General features: G+C 67.3%; 13 protein-coding genes and 1 pseudogene. 7 read left to right on the forward strand and 7 right to left on the reverse strand.

Translation table 11 applies throughout. The annotated features are described in order from the left end of the window. Positions 1–209: pseudogene (locus tag AC07X4_RS14995) on the reverse strand (DUF3108 domain-containing protein); the annotation flags it as partial. Between the two features lie 34 nt (positions 210–243). Then, positions 244–1026: an IclR family transcriptional regulator gene (locus AC07X4_RS15000; RefSeq protein ID WP_056059824.1), complete on the reverse strand. Its 783-nt coding sequence runs from the start codon at positions 1024–1026 to the stop codon at positions 244–246. A 102-nt stretch (positions 1027–1128) separates the two neighbouring features. Here AC07X4_RS15000 and AC07X4_RS15005 point away from each other — a divergent pair, with 102 nt between their 5' ends. Continuing rightward, positions 1129–2139 carry a fumarylacetoacetate hydrolase family protein gene (locus AC07X4_RS15005; protein ID WP_108499870.1) on the forward strand — a complete coding sequence of 337 codons (1011 nt, stop codon included), beginning with the start codon at positions 1129–1131 and terminating at the stop codon, positions 2137–2139. Positions 2140–2235: 96 nt separating this feature from the next. After that, positions 2236–3213 carry a Bug family tripartite tricarboxylate transporter substrate binding protein gene (locus AC07X4_RS15010; protein WP_056745756.1) on the forward strand — a complete coding sequence of 326 codons (978 nt, stop codon included), beginning with the start codon at positions 2236–2238 and terminating at the stop codon, positions 3211–3213. 120 nt (positions 3214–3333) lie between these two features. Here the strand turns inward: AC07X4_RS15010 and AC07X4_RS15015 are convergent, their stop codons facing one another. The 3 genes from AC07X4_RS15015 to AC07X4_RS15025 form a co-directional block, all read right to left on the reverse strand. Beyond that, a complete protein-coding gene (locus AC07X4_RS15015; protein ID WP_056745754.1) occupies positions 3334–3747 on the reverse strand; it encodes a VOC family protein in 414 nt (137 codons plus the stop codon). 129 nt (positions 3748–3876) lie between these two features. Next, complete coding sequence (locus AC07X4_RS15020; protein WP_494740526.1) at positions 3877–4899, reverse strand: zinc-binding alcohol dehydrogenase family protein; 1023 nt, start codon at positions 4897–4899, stop codon at positions 3877–3879. Positions 4900–4973: 74 nt separating this feature from the next. After that, positions 4974–6128 carry an alkene reductase gene (locus tag AC07X4_RS15025; RefSeq protein ID WP_494740527.1) on the reverse strand — a complete coding sequence of 385 codons (1155 nt, stop codon included), beginning with the start codon at positions 6126–6128 and terminating at the stop codon, positions 4974–4976. A 178-nt stretch (positions 6129–6306) separates the two neighbouring features. Between AC07X4_RS15025 and AC07X4_RS15030 the strand changes: the two genes are divergently transcribed. From AC07X4_RS15030 to AC07X4_RS15045, 4 genes are all read left to right on the forward strand, one after another. Further along, on the forward strand, positions 6307–7224 hold the full coding sequence (locus tag AC07X4_RS15030) for a LysR family transcriptional regulator (RefSeq protein WP_192421009.1): 918 nt from the start codon (positions 6307–6309) through the stop codon (positions 7222–7224). Positions 7225–7477: 253 nt separating this feature from the next. Continuing rightward, positions 7478–8641, forward strand: a complete 1164-nt coding sequence (locus tag AC07X4_RS15035) for an iron-containing alcohol dehydrogenase (RefSeq protein ID WP_494740528.1) — start codon at positions 7478–7480, stop codon at positions 8639–8641. 173 nt (positions 8642–8814) lie between these two features. After that, positions 8815–9900 (forward strand): alpha/beta hydrolase family protein, encoded by a 1086-nt coding sequence (locus tag AC07X4_RS15040; RefSeq protein WP_494740529.1) that lies wholly within the window; start codon positions 8815–8817, stop codon positions 9898–9900. A 142-nt stretch (positions 9901–10042) separates the two neighbouring features. After that, positions 10043–10723 carry a type 1 glutamine amidotransferase domain-containing protein gene (locus tag AC07X4_RS15045; RefSeq protein WP_494740530.1) on the forward strand — a complete coding sequence of 227 codons (681 nt, stop codon included), beginning with the start codon at positions 10043–10045 and terminating at the stop codon, positions 10721–10723. A gap of 146 nt (positions 10724–10869) precedes the next feature. On the opposite strand, the gene AC07X4_RS15050 is transcribed toward AC07X4_RS15045, so the two are convergent. Next, a complete protein-coding gene (locus AC07X4_RS15050) occupies positions 10870–12990 on the reverse strand; it encodes a molybdopterin-containing oxidoreductase family protein (RefSeq protein ID WP_494740531.1) in 2121 nt (706 codons plus the stop codon). Positions 12991–13127: 137 nt separating this feature from the next. On the opposite strand from AC07X4_RS15050, the gene AC07X4_RS15055 reads away from it, so the two are divergent. Beyond that, positions 13128–14276 carry an ABC transporter substrate-binding protein gene (locus tag AC07X4_RS15055; protein WP_056745736.1) on the forward strand — a complete coding sequence of 383 codons (1149 nt, stop codon included), beginning with the start codon at positions 13128–13130 and terminating at the stop codon, positions 14274–14276. A 45-nt stretch (positions 14277–14321) separates the two neighbouring features. Here the strand turns inward: AC07X4_RS15055 and argE are convergent, their stop codons facing one another. Beyond that, positions 14322–15479, reverse strand: coding sequence for an acetylornithine deacetylase (gene argE / locus AC07X4_RS15060; RefSeq protein WP_099731437.1), 1158 nt, complete (start codon positions 15477–15479; stop codon positions 14322–14324). Between the last annotated feature and the right edge of the window lie 28 nt (positions 15480–15507).

Below are 15507 nucleotides of genomic sequence, written 5' to 3' on the forward strand. Positions count from 1 at the left end.
GCCGGAGGCTGCGGTGCGGCGGCGGGCACGGCGGTCACGCCGGAGGGCGCAACGGCTGGTGGGGGCGGTGCGGGCGCGATGCTGCGCGTGCTGAACACTTGGCTGGACGGCTGTGCAGGGCTGTCCCAGGCCAGGGGCACGCCGCTGAGCACCAGCCAGTGCAGGGCCAGCACCAGGGCCGTGATGAAAACCAGCGCGCGCCGTGGCATCTGCTCGCTGCTTGTGTGTGCGGGTACGGGACCGTCAGGCGCTGCCTGCGCCCAGGTCGCTGGACAGCTGGGCTGCGGCCGCGCGCAGCGGCGCATCAATGGCGCCGCCCCATTCGGGGTCAAAGGTGGCGATGGATCCCAGCGTGGTGATGCCCAGCTCCAGGTGACCGTCGGCATCGAAAACCGGCGCGCAGAAGGCGACGATGCCCGGCAGCAGCGTGTCCACCACGCGGGCGGCGCCGCGCTCGCGCACCTCGGCCAGCAGTGCGTTCACTTCGGCCATGGTGGCGGGCAGGTCGGTGCGGCGCATCTTCACGGCGCGGGCCAGCTCCTCTTTCAGCAGCGGCGCCACCACCTCGGGCGACATGAAGGCCGCAAAACACCGCCCTGTGGCCGACGACAGCAGCGGCATCACGTCGCCCAGGCGCAGGTTGGCGGTGACGGCCTGGGGCGATTCCTCCCAGTGCACGATGGTGGGGCCGTGGTTGCCCCACACGGCCAGCGCCAGCGTGTGGCCGATGGTTTCCATCAGCGCGGGCATGCGTTCGCGGGCCAGGCGCACGCCATCGAGCCGCGTCAGCGAGGCCAGCCCCAGCTTGAGAGCGGCCGGGCCCAGGTCATAGCGCGCGGTGCGGGGGTCTTGCGTGACCAGACCCAGCCGCTGAAAGCTCACCAGATACCGGTGCGCCTTGGCCGCGCTCATGCCCGCCGAAGCCGCCACATCCTTGAGCATCAGCGGTCCGCGCGAGCGCGTCAGCCCCTCCAGCAGGGCAAAACCCACCTCGACCGATTGAATTCCTGCACGTTCTTTGTCCATGTGCACTAAAATTTGCGAGTTTTGTTTAGTTAAATCAATTTACCCAAGCGTAATTCGTGTTGGGTGAAACCTTCAACCCCTTGAGACAAAGGTCCTGCCACCATGAAACTCGCTACCTACAAAGACGGCTCGCGCGACGGCCAACTGGTTGTCGTCTCCCGCGACCTGGGAACGGCCCATTATGCGACCGGCATTGCCAGCAAGATGCAGCAGGTGCTGGACGACTGGGGCTTCATCTCGCCCCAGCTGCAGGACCTGTACGACCAGCTCAACAGCGGCCGCGCGCGCCACGCCTTTCCGTTTGACCCCGCCCAGTGCATGGCCCCGTTGCCCCGCGCGTACCAGTGGGCCGACGGCTCGGCCTACATCAACCACGTTGAACTGGTGCGAAAAGCGCGCAACTCCGAAGTGCCCGAAAGCTTCTACACCGACCCCCTGATGTACCAGGGCGGCAGCGACGACTTCATCGGCCCCTGCGATGATGTCGTGGTGCCGAGCGAAGCCATGGGCATCGACTTCGAGGCCGAGATCGCCGTCATCACCGGCGACGTGAAGATGGGCACCACCGCCGACCAGGCGCTGGACGGCATCCGCCTGGTGATGATTGCCAACGACGTGAGCCTGCGCAACCTGATCCCGGCCGAGCTGGCCAAGGGTTTTGGTTTCTTCCAGAGCAAGCCCGCCACCGCCTTCGGCCCCGTGGCCGTCACACTGGACGAGCTGGGCGACGCCTGGGACCACGGCCGCGTCAACCTCACCGTGCAGTCCACCTGGAACGGCCGCAAGGTCGGCATGTGCGACGCGGGTCCTGAAATGACCTTCCACTTCGGCCAGCTCATTGCCCACATCGCCAAGACGCGCAACGTGCGCGCCGGCTCCATCGTGGGCAGCGGCACCGTCAGCAACAAGGGCGTGGAGCAGAACGGCCGCATGGAGTGGCCCAAGGGCTACAGCTGCATCGCCGAAAAGCGCTGCATCGAAACCATCCAGGACGGCAAGCCCAGCACCGACTTCATGAAGTTTGGCGACACCATCCGCATCGAGGTGAAAGGCAAGGACGGCGCCAGCATTTTTGGCGCCATCGACCAGACCATTGCCGCACCGGCCGCCTGAGGCCCCGCAGAGCAAATTTTGAATAGAAACGGCTGCATGCGCTAGAGGAACATGCGCTTGCAGCTATCAAATTCATAGTATCAAGGAGACAACCCCATGCAACGCCGTACCCTCTTGTCCGCCCTGGCCGCCGCAGGCGCTACTACCGCCGCGCCCTGGGCCGCCGCCCAATCCGCCTGGCCCGACCAGCCCCTGCGCTGGGTGGTGCCTTACCCCGCCGGTGGCGGCACCGACGTGCTGGCCCGCACCGTGGCCGAGGCCATGCGCCAGACGCTGGGCCAGCAGATCGTGGTGGACAACCGCCCTGGCGCATCCACCAACATCGGTGGCCAGATGGTGGCCACGGCCAAGCCCGATGGCAACACCTTCATGTCGGCCGACAACGCCATCCTGGCCTACAACGAACACCTGTTCACCAAGCTGCCGTTCAACCCTGAAAAGGACTTCACCTACGTGGGCGGCATCAGCCGCTTTCCGCTGGCGCTGGTGGTGCACCCGGCGTTTGAAGCCAAGACGGTGAAGGAATTCCTCGCCTACGCGCGCGCCAACCCCGGCAAGCTCAACTACGCATCGCCCGGCAATGGTTCGCCACACCACTTGGCGATGGAGATGTTCAAGAACCGCACCAAGACCTTCCTCACCCACATCCCCTACCGCGGCGCGGCGCCTGCGCTGCAGGACGTGATGGGCGGCCAGGTGCCCTGCATGTTCCTGGACTTGGCCGCTGGCCTGCCGGTCATCACCTCGGGCAAGGTGCGTGCGCTGGCCATCGGCTCGGCCAAGCGCGTGGCCGCGCTGCCGGACGTGCCCACGCTGGCCGAAGCCGGTGTGCCCAACACGGAGGTGTTCGCGTTCCAGGGCATCCTGGCGCCCGCCGGTCTGCCCGCTGCGATCACGGCGCGCCTGAACGGCGACCTGAACAAGGCCCTGCTCAACCCCGCCGTGGTCAAGCGCATGGCCGACTTCGGCATGGAAGCCCTGCCCGGCACGCCGGAGCAGTTCCGCGCCATGGCACGCTCCGAGTCCAAGCGCTGGGGCGAGATCATCAAAGCGGCAGGCGTGAAACTCGACTGACCCGCCTGAGCGGCTGCGCCGCTTCCCCCCAGGGGGACGCACCCGGTGGCCTGGCAAAGCCAGTTCCACGGGTGCACTCGCTTGGCGACGCGCCCTCTGCGGAGGGTGCAGCGGTGTTTCTTACTCCGGCAGGTGACACACCGCCTCGATGTTGTTGCCCTCGGGGTCGATGACAAACGCGCCGTAATAGTGGGGGTGGTAGTCGGGCCGAAGGCCCGGGGCGCCGTTGTCTTGGCCCCCGGCTTCGATGGCGGCTCGGTAGAAGGCATCGACCTGGGCCCGCGTGGTGGCCCGCCACGCCAGGTGGCAGCCCGTGGTGGCGGGCGGGCCGCCGTAGGGCGAGGGGCCGTCGATGAACCACACATCCGCCTTCTTGCCGTCGGGCTCGGACGGAGCCGGGTAGGCATAGCCCAGCATGTTCGAGCCGTAGTTGCCTTCAAAACACAGGCTGTAGCCCAAAGGCGCGAGGGCGGCGGTGTAGAACGCCTTGGTGCGGGCGATGTCGGTGACGCGGAAGGTCATGTGGTCCAGCATGGGAGGTCTCCTCGGGTTGTGGTGCCCTGATTTATACCTGAAAGACTGTTTATAAATACAGTATTTTTCAGTCCGACACACAATCTGCCGCGCGGGTGGTGCTACGCCCCCTGCGTGGCCCGCAGTTCTTCAGGCCCACCCCTCCAGCACCAGCTTGCCCCGCGCCTTGCCGCTCTCGATCAGCGCATGCGCGCGTTTCAAGTTCTCGGCATTGATCGTTCCAAAGCGCTGGTCCAGCGTGGTGCGAATCAGCCCCGCATCCACCAGCTGTGCCACCTCGGTCAGCAGGCGGTGCTGGCCGATCATGTCGGCGGTGCCGAACAGGGCGCGGGTGAACATCAGCTCCCAGTGCACCGACACGGACTTGCGCTTGAACTTCGTCACGTCGAGTGAGACGGGGTCGTCGATCAGCGCGAACTGGCCCTGCGGCGCGATGGCCTCGACGATCTGGTCGAAGTGCGCGTCGGTCTGCGTGAGGCTCACGACGATGTCCACCGTGGGGTGGCCGATGCGGGCCAGCTCTTGTGTGAGCGGCTGGCTGTGGTCGATGACGTGGTGGGCGCCCAGGTCGCGCACCCACTGCTGCGTTTCGGGGCGCGATGCGGTGCCGATGATCGTGAGGCTGGTGAGTCGCGCCGCCAGCTGCGTGAGGATGGAGCCCACGCCGCCGCTCGCGCCAATGATGAGCAGGGTCTTGTGGGTGGGCTGCTTGCCAGGGGCCACACCGAGGCGGTCAAACAGCAGCTCCCACGCGGTGATGGTGGTCAGCGGCAGCGCGGCGGCTTCGGCAAAGTCGAGCGATTGGGGGGCATGGCCCACGATGCGTTCATCCACCAGGTGCAGTTCGCTGTTGGTGCCCTGGCGTGCGATGGAGCCCGCGTACCAGACGCGGTCGCCGGGCAGGAACAGCGTCACATCGGGGCCCACGGCGCGGACGATGCCGCTGGCGTCCCAGCCCAGCACCTTGTAGTCGGGCCCGTCGCCGCTGCGCGAGCTGCTTTTGCGCACTTTCGTGTCCACGGGGTTGACCGAAACGGCGTGCACTTCCACCAGCAGATCGCGGCCGGTGGCCACCGGGTCGGGCAGGGTGATGTCGAGCAGCGACTTGGGGTGGTCGATGGGGTGGGCGGTTTGGTAGCCAACGGCTTTCATGATGGGTTCCTTGAGGTGCAAAGGGAGTTGAAGCGGGGGATATGCGGAGTCCGGAAGGGCGCGTGGTGCCGTTTTCAGGCCACTTTAGCCGCGCCAGCCCGGGCCTTGGGCGCAGCCAGCGGGGCCGGTGTGTAGTCGCTGTAGCCATGTGCGTCGCCGCCAAACAGCGTGGCCGCATCGAACGGGGCCAGTGGCAGCCCGGCGGCATAGCGCGCAGGCAGATCGGGGTTGGCAATGAACGGGCGGCCAAACGCCACCAGGTCGGCCATGCCGGACGCGAGGATCTGTTGCGCGCGTTCGGGTGTGTACTGGCCCGCCACCATCACTCGGCCGCTGAAGGCGGTGCGTAGAGCCTGGCGGAATTCATCTGGAATGCGGGGGGCGTCGTCCCAGTCGGCCTCTGCCAGGTGGATGTAGGCCACGCCCAGCGTGTCCAGCTCGCGCGCCAGGTGCAGGATGGTGGGGATGATCTCCGGGCAGTCCATGCCGCGCTGCGTGATGAACGGGGCCAGGCGCATGCCCGTGCGTTCGGCGCCGGCCTCGCTGGCCACGGCTGCGGCCACTTCGCGGGCGAAGCGGGTGCGGTTTTCCAGCGGGCCGCCATAGGCGTCGATGCGGTGGTTGGAGGTCGTGCGCAGAAACTGGTCAAGGAGATAGCCGTTGGCGCCGTGGATCTCCACGCCGTCGAACCCTGCGCGCATGGCGTTGGCGGCGGCACGGCGGAAGTCGTCCACCACGCCAGGAATCTCGGCGGCCTCCAGCGCGCGGGGCACGGGGCAGTCGAGCATGCGGCCCACGCCGTCTTCGCCTGCCACCCATACCCGTGCCGCCGGGGCCAGGGCCGAGGGCGCCACGGGCAGCCCATCGGCATGGAAGCTGGCGTGCGACATGCGGCCCACGTGCCACAGCTGCAGCACCATGCGCCCGCCCGCGGCGTGCACCGCTTCGGTCACGCGGCGCCAGCCTTGCACCTGCGCGTCGCTGTAGATGCCGGGCGTGAAGCTGTAGCCCTGGCCTTGGCGAGACACCTGGCTGGCCTCGCTGACGATGAGGCCCGCACTGGCGCGCTGGGCGTAGTAGTCGGCCATGAGCGCGTTGGGCACGTCGCCCGGCTGGTTGCTGCGGGCGCGCGTCATGGGCGCCATCACGATGCGGTGGGGCAGTGCCAGCGGCCCCATCTGCAGGGGGCGGAACAGGGCGGGTGTGGCGGTGTGTGGGGTGGTGGTCATGGCAGGGGCTCGGGTCGGCGGCAGGCCGGTGTGGAACATGACGTGAATGGTGGGATTTCTGCAATAGTTTTTAAATAGACGGTTGATTGAAAGAATATTCAAAGAAAATTTGAATATCAGCCCCTGGTGGTGGTGTCGTTCCATCGCCGTCGTCTTCCCTTTCCCATCCACCCTCGCCATGAAAAGCCTGCAAGACCTCGACATCTTTGTGCGCACCGTGGACAGCGGCAGCCTTTCGGCCACGGCCCGTGCGCTGGACCTCACCCCCGCCGCCACGAGCGCCGCGCTCAAGCGGCTGGAGGCCGAGCTGGGCGTGGCGCTGTTCGTGCGCTCCACGCGCAGCCTGCGGCTCACGCAGGAGGGCGCGCTGTTCCTGGAGCACTGCCGCCCCGCACTCGCCGCGCTGCAGCAGGTGCAGGGCCAGCTCGCCAGCGGCCGGGCGGGCGAGCTGCGTGGCATGCTGCAACTGGCGGCCCCGTCCGACCTGGGGCGCAATGTGCTGCTGCCCTGGCTGGATGCCTTCCAGGCACTGCACCCCGGCATCGACATTCGCCTGCAGCTGTCGGACCGCATGGCCAATGTCTACGGCGAACCGGTGGACGCCGCCTTCCGCTACGGCAAGCCGCAGGATTCGAGTCTGGTGGCGCTGCCGCTGGTCGCCGAACACCGGCGCGTGCTCTGCGCCGCACCCTCCTACCTGGCAGCGCACGGCACGCCCGATACGCCCCACGCCTTGGCTGCGCACGATGGCCTGTGCTTCATGCTGGGCGAGGACGTGCACGACCGCTGGCGCTTCTGGGACGCATCGGGCCAGGAAGTGGTGGTGCGCGTGCGCAGCCGCAACGTGGCCAACGACGGCGACGCGGTGCGCCGCTGGGCCGTGCTGGGCCGGGGCATTGCGTACAAGTCGTACTTTGATGTGGCCGACGACCTGGCCGCCGGGCGCCTAGTGCCGCTGTGCCCCGGCTGGACCACCGAGGCCGTGCCGCTCTTCCTGGTGGCCCCCAGCCGCCGCCAGTTCACGCCGCTGGTGCGGGCGCTGCGCGACTTCATGGCCGAGCGGCTGCAGGCGCTGATGGAGCGGGCGCCGCACTGAGTGCCTGTTGACGACCCCCGCTGGATCGTCAACAGGCTCCCTGCGCTAGCAGCAGTCGCATGCGCTGCGCCCGACGTGCTGCGTGAGGCTCTGCTGGCGGCAGGGCTATCGCACGCGCGACCGGCACCCGGCCCCCGTGCGACGCACAATCGCGCCCTTGCTGTCGCAACCCAGGGCGGCGCGCCCCCTGCGCCCACCCGCGCGGCCGGGTTCCTGGTGATGCAGCGACGGCCTTTGACGGAGAAAGACCAACATGCTGAATTTCGACTTCCACAATCCCACCCACATCGCCTTCGGCCAAGGCCGCATTGCCGACCTGGCCAAGCTCGTGCCCGCTGCCGCCAAGGTGCTGATCCTGGTGGGCGGTGCCAGCGCCGAAAAGACCGGCACCCTGGCCGAGGTGCGCGCCGCGTTGGGCGAGCGCCAGCACGCCACCTTCAGCGGCATCGAGCCCAACCCGAGCTACGAGACCTCGATGAAGGCCGTTGCGCAGATCCGCGAAGGCGGGTTTGACTTCTTGCTGGCCGTGGGTGGCGGTTCGGTGATCGACGCCACCAAGTTCATCGCGGCCGCTGTCCGTTTTGAAGGCGGTGACCCGTGGGCCATCCTCGAAAAGCACGGCCGCAACATCAAGGGCGCCATGCCGTTTGGTTCCGTGCTCACGCTGCCCGCCACGGGCTCGGAGATGAACAACGGCGGCGTCATCACCCACCGCGCCAAGGGCGCCAAGCTGTCGTTTGGCAGCGTGCACACCTACCCGGTGTTCTCGGTGCTCGACCCCACCAAGACCTACACCCTGCCACCCCAGCAACTGGCCAATGGCGTGGTGGATGCATTTGTGCACACGGTCGAGCAGTACCTGACCTACCAGGTCAACGCACCCGTGCAGGACCGGTTTGCCGAAGGCATCCTGCAGACGCTGATCGAGATCGGCCCGCGCCTGCTGACCGCCCCCGAGCCGGCGTACGACGACCGCGCCAACCTGATGTGGGCCGCCACCATGGCGCTCAACGGCCTGATCGGCGCGGGCGTGCCGCAGGACTGGGCCACGCACATGATTGGCCACGAGCTGACGGCGCTGCATGGCATCGACCACGCGCGCACCCTGGCCATCGTGCTGCCCGCGCTGCTGAACGAGCGCCGGGTGGCCAAGCGCGCCAAGCTGCTGCAGTACGGCGAGCGCGTATGGGGCATCACCACCGGCACGGATGACGAGCGCATCAACGCCGCCATCGAGCGCACGCGCGATTTCTTTGAGAGCATGGGCATCGCCACGCGCCTGTCGGGCTACGGCCTGGGCAGCGAGGTGGTGAACACCGTGGTGGCGCAGCTGGAAGCGCACGGCATGGTGACGCTGGGCGAACAACGCGAGATCACCCCGGCGGTGAGCCGCCGCATCCTCGAAGCTGCGCTGTAAATGGTGGTGGGCGGGGAGGGCGGGCCTATGGTCCTCTCTCCTGCTCGCCCCGCCTGCGCTGCATTTCGCGCCGCGCAACAGCGTTTCGTCGCAGGGCGCTGGAGCCTGCCCCTTGCGCCGCCTACAGTGCCGTCAAGCCACCTCCTTGGGTGGCATTTGACGAAAGGCGCACCGTGACCCTCATCCTCATCCTGGCCCTCCGCTCCGCGTGGCGCAACGCCCGTGCCCCGCTGCTGGCAGCTTTTGTGGCAATGCTGGCCTGGGCCGCGCCGGCATCGGCCCAGCACGCCGGCCTGCGCACCCTGGTGGTACCGGGCGCAGAGCCCGTGACCGTGGCGCTCTTCTACCCCACCCCGGTGGTGGCGCGCACCCAGCCCATGGGGCCCTGGCGGCCCGTGGTCACGCCGGGCGCCCCGGTGGCAACCGCGCCCCTCAAGGGCCTGATCCTCATCTCGCACGGCACAGGCGGCCATGAACTGGGCCACCACAACCTGGCCACGCGCCTGGCGGCTGACGGCTATCTGGTGGCAGCGCTGCGCCACCCAGGCGATAACTGGGAAGACCGGTCGATGATTACCTCGGGCCGCTACTTCAGCGAGCGCCCCCGCCAGGTGAGCCGCGTGCTGGACGCGCTGCTGGCCAGCCCCGAATGGGGCCCCCGCATTCCGGCCGGGCGCATTGGTGCCGTGGGGCATTCGGCAGGTGGCTACACCGTGCTGGCCCTGGCCGGTGCGCAGGCCGAACCGGCCCGTGCGGCGCAGCACTGCCGCAGCGTGTCGGACGACCCCGGCTTTTGCAGCCTGGGCAAGCTGCCCAGCCGTTCCCAGTCAGGCCAGGCAACACCGGCGGCGGCTGTGGCTGCGGCGCCCGCGCAGGGCCCAGCCGCCGTGCAGGACGGCCCGCTGGTCTCCGTGGCAGACCCCCGCATCCGTGCCGTGGTGGCCATGGCGCCCATGGCCGTGGTGTTCACGCCGGACAGCCTGAAGGCCATCAGCGTGCCAGTGCGACTCATGGTGGCCGAGCGCGATGCCGTGCTCACGGGCAAGTACCACGGCGCTTATGTGGCGGCCCATTTGCCTGCTGCACAGGCCAGCACCGTGCCGGGCGCGGGCCACTTTGCCTTCATGGCCCAGTCCGTCTGGCCGCTGGCCTCCGAGGCGGGAGACGCCGCTGCCAACCCCGAGGGCTTTGACCGCGTGGTCTACCACGCCATGCTGGAGAACGAGGTGGCGGAGTTTCTGGACCGGCAGCTGCGTTGAAGGGCGAACGGCGTGGCAAGCACGGCCGCGCCGCGCTGTAAGCCAATGCCGCAAACCTGCCCGCATCGCGGGACAAGATGCGCAATGGCTGCTACGGTGGTGGTTTGGTTTTCCGATCCACCCCCTACAGAAAGCGACCTCCATGGCACACATCCTCATGGTTCTCACATCTCACGACCAACTGGGCGATACCGGCAAAAAGACGGGCTTCTGGCTGGAAGAGTTTGCCGCCCCGTACTACGTGTTCAAAGACGCTGGCGCACAGATCACGCTCGCATCGCCCCACGGCGGCCAGCCGCCGCTGGACCCCAAGAGCGACGACGAAAACGCCCAGACCGACGCAACGCGCCGTTTCAAGGCCGATGCTTCAGCGAAGCAGCAACTGGCCAGCACCGTGCCCCTGTCCAGCGTGAAGGCCGAGGACTTTGACGCCGTGTTCTACCCCGGCGGCCACGGCCCCCTGTGGGACCTGGCCGAAGACGCGCAGTCCATTGCACTCATCGAAAAGACCTTTGCGGCCGGCAAACCGCTGGCACTGGTGTGCCACGCACCCGGCGTATTGCGCCACACCAAGGCGCCCGACGGGACGCCCCTGGTCAAGGGCAAGAAGGTCACTGGGTTCACCAACACCGAAGAAGACGCTGTGCAGTTGACCCAGATCGTGCCGTTCCTGGTGGAGGACATGCTCAAGGCCAACGGTGGTGTGTATTCCAAGGGCCCCGACTGGGCGCCTTATGTGCTGACCGACGGCACGCTGATCACAGGGCAGAACCCGGCATCGTCCGAGCAGGGTGCCCATGCGTTGCTGAAGCTGTTGGGGTAAGGTGCCGCGAAGGAACCCTGCACAGCCGCAGATCCTGCGCAGAACGGGTGTTTGCGCAGGTTAAGGGTAAAAATAGCTGCAAGCGTTAGTGGATATTGCGCAAACAGCTATTGAATAAATAGCAAACCCAGCATCTCAAGCTGCGCTCAGGCCGTGGTGCCGACGCGGGCCCCGGCATCCATGCCGGCATCGGCGGCGCCTGTGGCCTCCACTTCCACCAGACAGTCATAAAACGTGGGCGCGCGGCCCAAGTCCGTGAGGGCCTGGCTGGTCACCTCGTTCACGTTGGTGCCGTTCAGCCCCAGCTTGCGCCACCAGATGCCCAGGCCGTTGACCACGCCCGGCCGTGCGCGGCGCGAGACGGTGGCGTGGCACAGGTAGCTGCCCCGGTCGTTGAACACGCGCACCACGGCGTCGTTGGCAATGCCGCGTGCTTCGGCATCGTCGGGGTGGATCTCCAGCACGGGGCGGCCCTCGATGTTGCGCAGGCTCTGCACATTCACGAAGGTGGAGTTCAAGAAGTTGCGCGCGGGCGGCGAGATCATGGCCAGCGGGTAGCGGGCGTCCGTGCCCTGCAGTTCGTAGTTGGGCAGGTGGTCGGGCAGGCCGTCCAGGCCCTGGGCGGCCAGGCGGGCGCTGTAGAACTCGCACTTTCCAGAGGGTGATGGGAAGTTGCCTTCGGCGAACGGCGCATCGGGCAGCGCCAGCGTGGCAAAGCCTTGGCTTTCGAGCAGTGCGTAGTCCACTGCGTCGCCAAACGCCTGGCGGCACAGGGCCTCGTCGCTCTCGGCAAAACAGGGCTCGGCAAAGCCCATGCGCGCCGCCAGGTCGCGGAAGATCTGCGCATTGCTGCGTGCCTGGCCCTGGGGCGCAATGGCGGGGCGGTTGAGCAGCACGTCGGTGTGGCCGTAGCTCAGGTGGATGTCCCAGTGCTCCAGCTGCGTGGTGGCGGGCAGGATGTAGTCGGCGTAGTCGGCCGTGTCGGTTTTGAAATGCTCCAGCACCACCGTGAACAGGTCTTCGCGCGCAAACCCTTGCACCACCTTGCCCGAGTCGGGCGCCACGGCCACGGGATTGCTGTTGTAGACCACGATGGCCTCCACCTTCGCGCCGAAGGTGGGTGATGCCTCGCGCAGCAGGTCGTCGCCAATGGTGGACATGTTGATGGTGCGCGGTGTCTGGGCGGGCATCAGGTCGGGCCGCTGCAGCACGGCGCGCTGCGCCGGGAACTGGCCCGAGCTGGACAGCAGCACACCGCCCGCGCGGTGGCGCCAGGCGCCCGTGAGCGCAGGCAGGCAGGCCACGGCGCGCACCGCATTGCCGCCGCCGCGCACGCGCTGCATGCCGTAGTTCAGGCGGATGGCGGCGGGTTGGGTGGTGCCGTAGTCCTGGGCGAGCTGGCGGATCTGCTCCACGGGCACTCCACAGACCTCGGCCGCGCGCTCGGGCGGCCACTGCAGTGCGCGCTCGCGCAGCTGGTCCCAGCCCAGCGTGTGGCGGGCGATGTAGTCGTGGTCCAGCCAGTCGTTCGCGATCAGCTCGTGCATCAGCGCCAGGGCCAGCGCGGCGTCGGTGCCGGGGCGCAGGGCAATGTGCTCGTGGCATTTGTCGGCCGTCTCGCTCTTGCGCGGGTCGATGCACACCAGCTTGGCGCCATTCCTCTTGGCCTGCTGGGCGTAGCGCCAGAAGTGCAGGTTGCTGCCGATGGAGTTGCTGCCCCAGATGATGATGAGCTGCGATTCGGCAAAGAACTCCACCTTCATGCCCACCTTGCCACCCAGGGTCTGCACCAGGGCCTCGGCCCCGGCCGATGCGCAGATGGTGCGGTCCAGTTGCGAGGCACCCAGCTTGTGGAAGAAGCGCCGGTCCATGCTCTCGCCCTGCACCATGCCCATGGTGCCCGCGTAGCTGTAGGGCAGGATGGCTTCGGGCGCACGTGCGGCGATGGACTGCAGGCGCTGGGCGATGTCGGCCAGCGCCTCGTCCCAGGTCACAGGTACGAACTGGCCAGCCCCCTTGGCGCCCGTGCGCTTGAGCGGCGTGAGCACGCGCTCGGGGTGGTAGCTGCGCTCGGTGTACTTGCTCACCTTGGCGCACAGCGCGCCATCGGTGTGGCGGTGGTCGGGGTTGCCCTGCACGCGGGTAGCCACGCCGTGCTCGTCCACCGTGGTGAGCAGGGCGCAGGTGTCGGGGCAGTCGTGGGGGCAGGCGCCGCGCACCTGAATCAGTGCCGATGGAGGGGAATTAGCGTCAGAAGGCGTGGGCATTCGGGGGCTGGATCGTTAAACTGGCTGTCAGGGTTGGAACGGGCGTGCATATGGGTCCCCCGTTTCCAAGGGGCTGCCTACCGGCAGTGCAGAGGGGCATGCCCCTTCTTTCTTCTTACAAGAGCAGAGATTTCACCATGAACCAGACAGTATTGGGGCGCAGGCAGTTTTCGGTGGGCATGGGCGCCGTGGCGCTGGGCGGGTTCGGCCTGGCGCGTGCGCAGGGCGAGGGGCGCATCGTGCTGGGGCAGTCTGCCGCCTTCACCGGCCCGGCGGCGCAGCTGGGCGTGCAGTTCAACCAGGGTGCCAAGCTCTTTTTTGACCAGCTCAACGCCCAGGGCGGCGTGGGCAAGCGCATGGTGGAAATCCGCACCATGGACGACGGCTATGAGCCCGACCGGTGCGCCGAGAACACCCGCAAGCTGATTGCCGACGAGGTGTTTGCCCTGTTTGGCTACATCGGCACTCCCACCAGCCTGGCGGCGCTGCCACTGTTCACCAAGGAGAAGGTGCCGTTTTTTGGCCCCTTTACCGGTGCCGAGGCGCTGCGCCAGCCGTTCAACCGGCTGATCTTTCATGTGCGTGCTTCCTACTACGACGAAACCGCACTCATCGTGCGCCAGCTCACCAACCTGGGGCTCAAGAAGATTGCGGTGTTCTACCAGAACGACGCCTATGGCAAGGCGGGGCTCGATGGCGTGAACCGCGCGCTGGCCGAGCTGAAGCTGACACCCGTGGCGACGGCCACCGTGGAGCGCAACTCCACGGACGTGAAAGCGGCCGTGGACAAGCTGGTGCCCGCCACGCCCGATGCCGTGGTGCAGATCACGGCCTATGCGTCGGCCGCCGCGTTTGTGCGTGCGGCGCGCAAGGCGGGCTTTGGCGGCACGTTCTACAACGTGTCGTTTGTGGGCACCCAGGCGCTGGCCGACGAGCTGGGCAAGGACGGTGCGGGTGTGGTGGTGTCGCAGGTGGTGCCCTCGCCCTACCAGCCCTCGCGCCAGATCACGCGCGAGTTTCTGGAGGCCATCAAGAAGGGTGGCGACAAGGTGCAGCCCAACTACTCCAGCATGGAAGGCTATCTGGCTGCACGCGTGTTCGCCGAGGGCCTGCGCCAGGCACAGGCCGGCGGAAAGATCACGCGCGAGAGCTTCATCACTGGCACCGAGTCCATCGGCAACCAGGTGATCTCGGGCTTTCCGGTGTCGTTCAGTGGCACCAGCCACGCAGCCTCGAAGTTTGTCGAGATGTCGATGCTGACCGGGGACGGCCGGGTCAGGACCTGATCCCATTCCGGAGGGGGCGCGTTGGCCCCCGCCGCTGCGCAGTTATCAACCCAGCGTGCGCGTGCGCGCCAGCCCCTGCATGAACGCCTCGCAGCGTCCCAGCTGCTCCAGGCTCACGTACTCGTCGGGCTGGTGGGCCTGCTGGATGCTGCCGGGGCCACACACCACGGTGGAGATGCCCGCGTTCTTGAACAGCCCCGCTTCGGTGCCAAAGGCCACCAGGGTGGTGCCTTTTTCGCCCGACAGCTCTTGCGCCAGGCGCGTCACCGGGTCGTCCTTGCTGCCCAGGAAGCTCGGGATTTCGCAGATGGTCTCGAACTCGAAACCCGCTGCAGGCGCCACCTTCTTCATGGCGGGCTCCAGCGATTTGGCGTAGGCCACCACCTCGGACTGCATCTGCGCGGCGTTGGCCGTGGGCAGGTCGCGGAACTCGTAGCGGAACTCGGCGTCGCGCGGCACCACGTTGTCGGCAATGCCACCGTGGAACTGGCCCACGCTGCTGGTGGAGAACGGCACGTCAAAGCCCTCAAAGCGGGGCTCGTTCTTTTCAAAGTCTTCCGCCATGTCGCGCACCCGGCCCACCACGCGGGCGGCCATCTCGATGGCGTTGACCGAATGCGGCGTGAGGGACGAATGCGCCTCCTTGCCACGCACGCAGCACTTGTAGCGGTACACACCCTTGTGCGCGATGGCGGGGATCATGCTGGTGGGCTCGCCCACGATGCAGGCCAGGGGCTTGATGCTCGCGTCGCGCAGGTCGGCGATGAGTTCCTTCACGCCAAAGCAGCCGATCTCCTCTTCGTAGCTGAATGCCAGATGGACCGCAAAAGGCGCGTCGCTGTTCAGGAACTGCTCTGCGTGCGACACGGCAATGCCAATGAAGGCCTTCATGTCGGCACTGCCGCGCCCGTATAGGTTGCCGTCCTTGACCAAGGCACTCAGCGGGTCCATGGTCCAGTCCTGTCCATCCCACGGCACCGTGTCGGTATGGCCCGAAAGGATCACGCCCGCCGGCTTGCCCTCGCCCAGGGTGGCGAACAGGTTGGCCTTGGTCTTGTCGTCGTTGAAGGTCAGGCGGCTTTTCACGCCCAGCCGGGCCAGGTGGTCGCGGATGAAATGGATCAGCTCCAGATTGGAGTTGTGGCTGACGGTGTTCATGCGCACCAGGGTTTGCGCAAGTTCGAGGGCGTGGGCAGAAATCATGGAGTGGCTAGCGAATAACCCGGGTTGG

Source organism: Acidovorax sp. GW460-11-11-14-LB4, from assembly GCF_059423685.1.

Coding starts and splice junctions, on each gene's coding strand:
- AC07X4_RS15000 (WP_056059824.1), bottom strand. CDS start 1,026: ATGGACAAAGAACGTGCAGGAATTCAATCGGTCGAGGTGGGTTTTGCC.
- AC07X4_RS15020 (WP_494740526.1), bottom strand. CDS start 4,899: ATGAAAGCCGTTGGCTACCAAACCGCCCACCCCATCGACCACCCCAAG.
- AC07X4_RS15025 (WP_494740527.1), bottom strand. CDS start 6,128: ATGACCACCACCCCACACACCGCCACACCCGCCCTGTTCCGCCCCCTG.
- AC07X4_RS15055 (WP_056745736.1), top strand. CDS start 13,128: ATGAACCAGACAGTATTGGGGCGCAGGCAGTTTTCGGTGGGCATGGGC.
- AC07X4_RS15010 (WP_056745756.1), top strand. CDS start 2,236: ATGCAACGCCGTACCCTCTTGTCCGCCCTGGCCGCCGCAGGCGCTACT.
- argE (WP_099731437.1), bottom strand. CDS start 15,479: ATGATTTCTGCCCACGCCCTCGAACTTGCGCAAACCCTGGTGCGCATG.
- AC07X4_RS15050 (WP_494740531.1), bottom strand. CDS start 12,990: ATGCCCACGCCTTCTGACGCTAATTCCCCTCCATCGGCACTGATTCAG.
- AC07X4_RS15045 (WP_494740530.1), top strand. CDS start 10,043: ATGGCACACATCCTCATGGTTCTCACATCTCACGACCAACTGGGCGAT.
- AC07X4_RS15030 (WP_192421009.1), top strand. CDS start 6,307: ATGAAAAGCCTGCAAGACCTCGACATCTTTGTGCGCACCGTGGACAGC.
- AC07X4_RS15015 (WP_056745754.1), bottom strand. CDS start 3,747: ATGCTGGACCACATGACCTTCCGCGTCACCGACATCGCCCGCACCAAG.
- AC07X4_RS15005 (WP_108499870.1), top strand. CDS start 1,129: ATGAAACTCGCTACCTACAAAGACGGCTCGCGCGACGGCCAACTGGTT.
- AC07X4_RS15035 (WP_494740528.1), top strand. CDS start 7,478: ATGCTGAATTTCGACTTCCACAATCCCACCCACATCGCCTTCGGCCAA.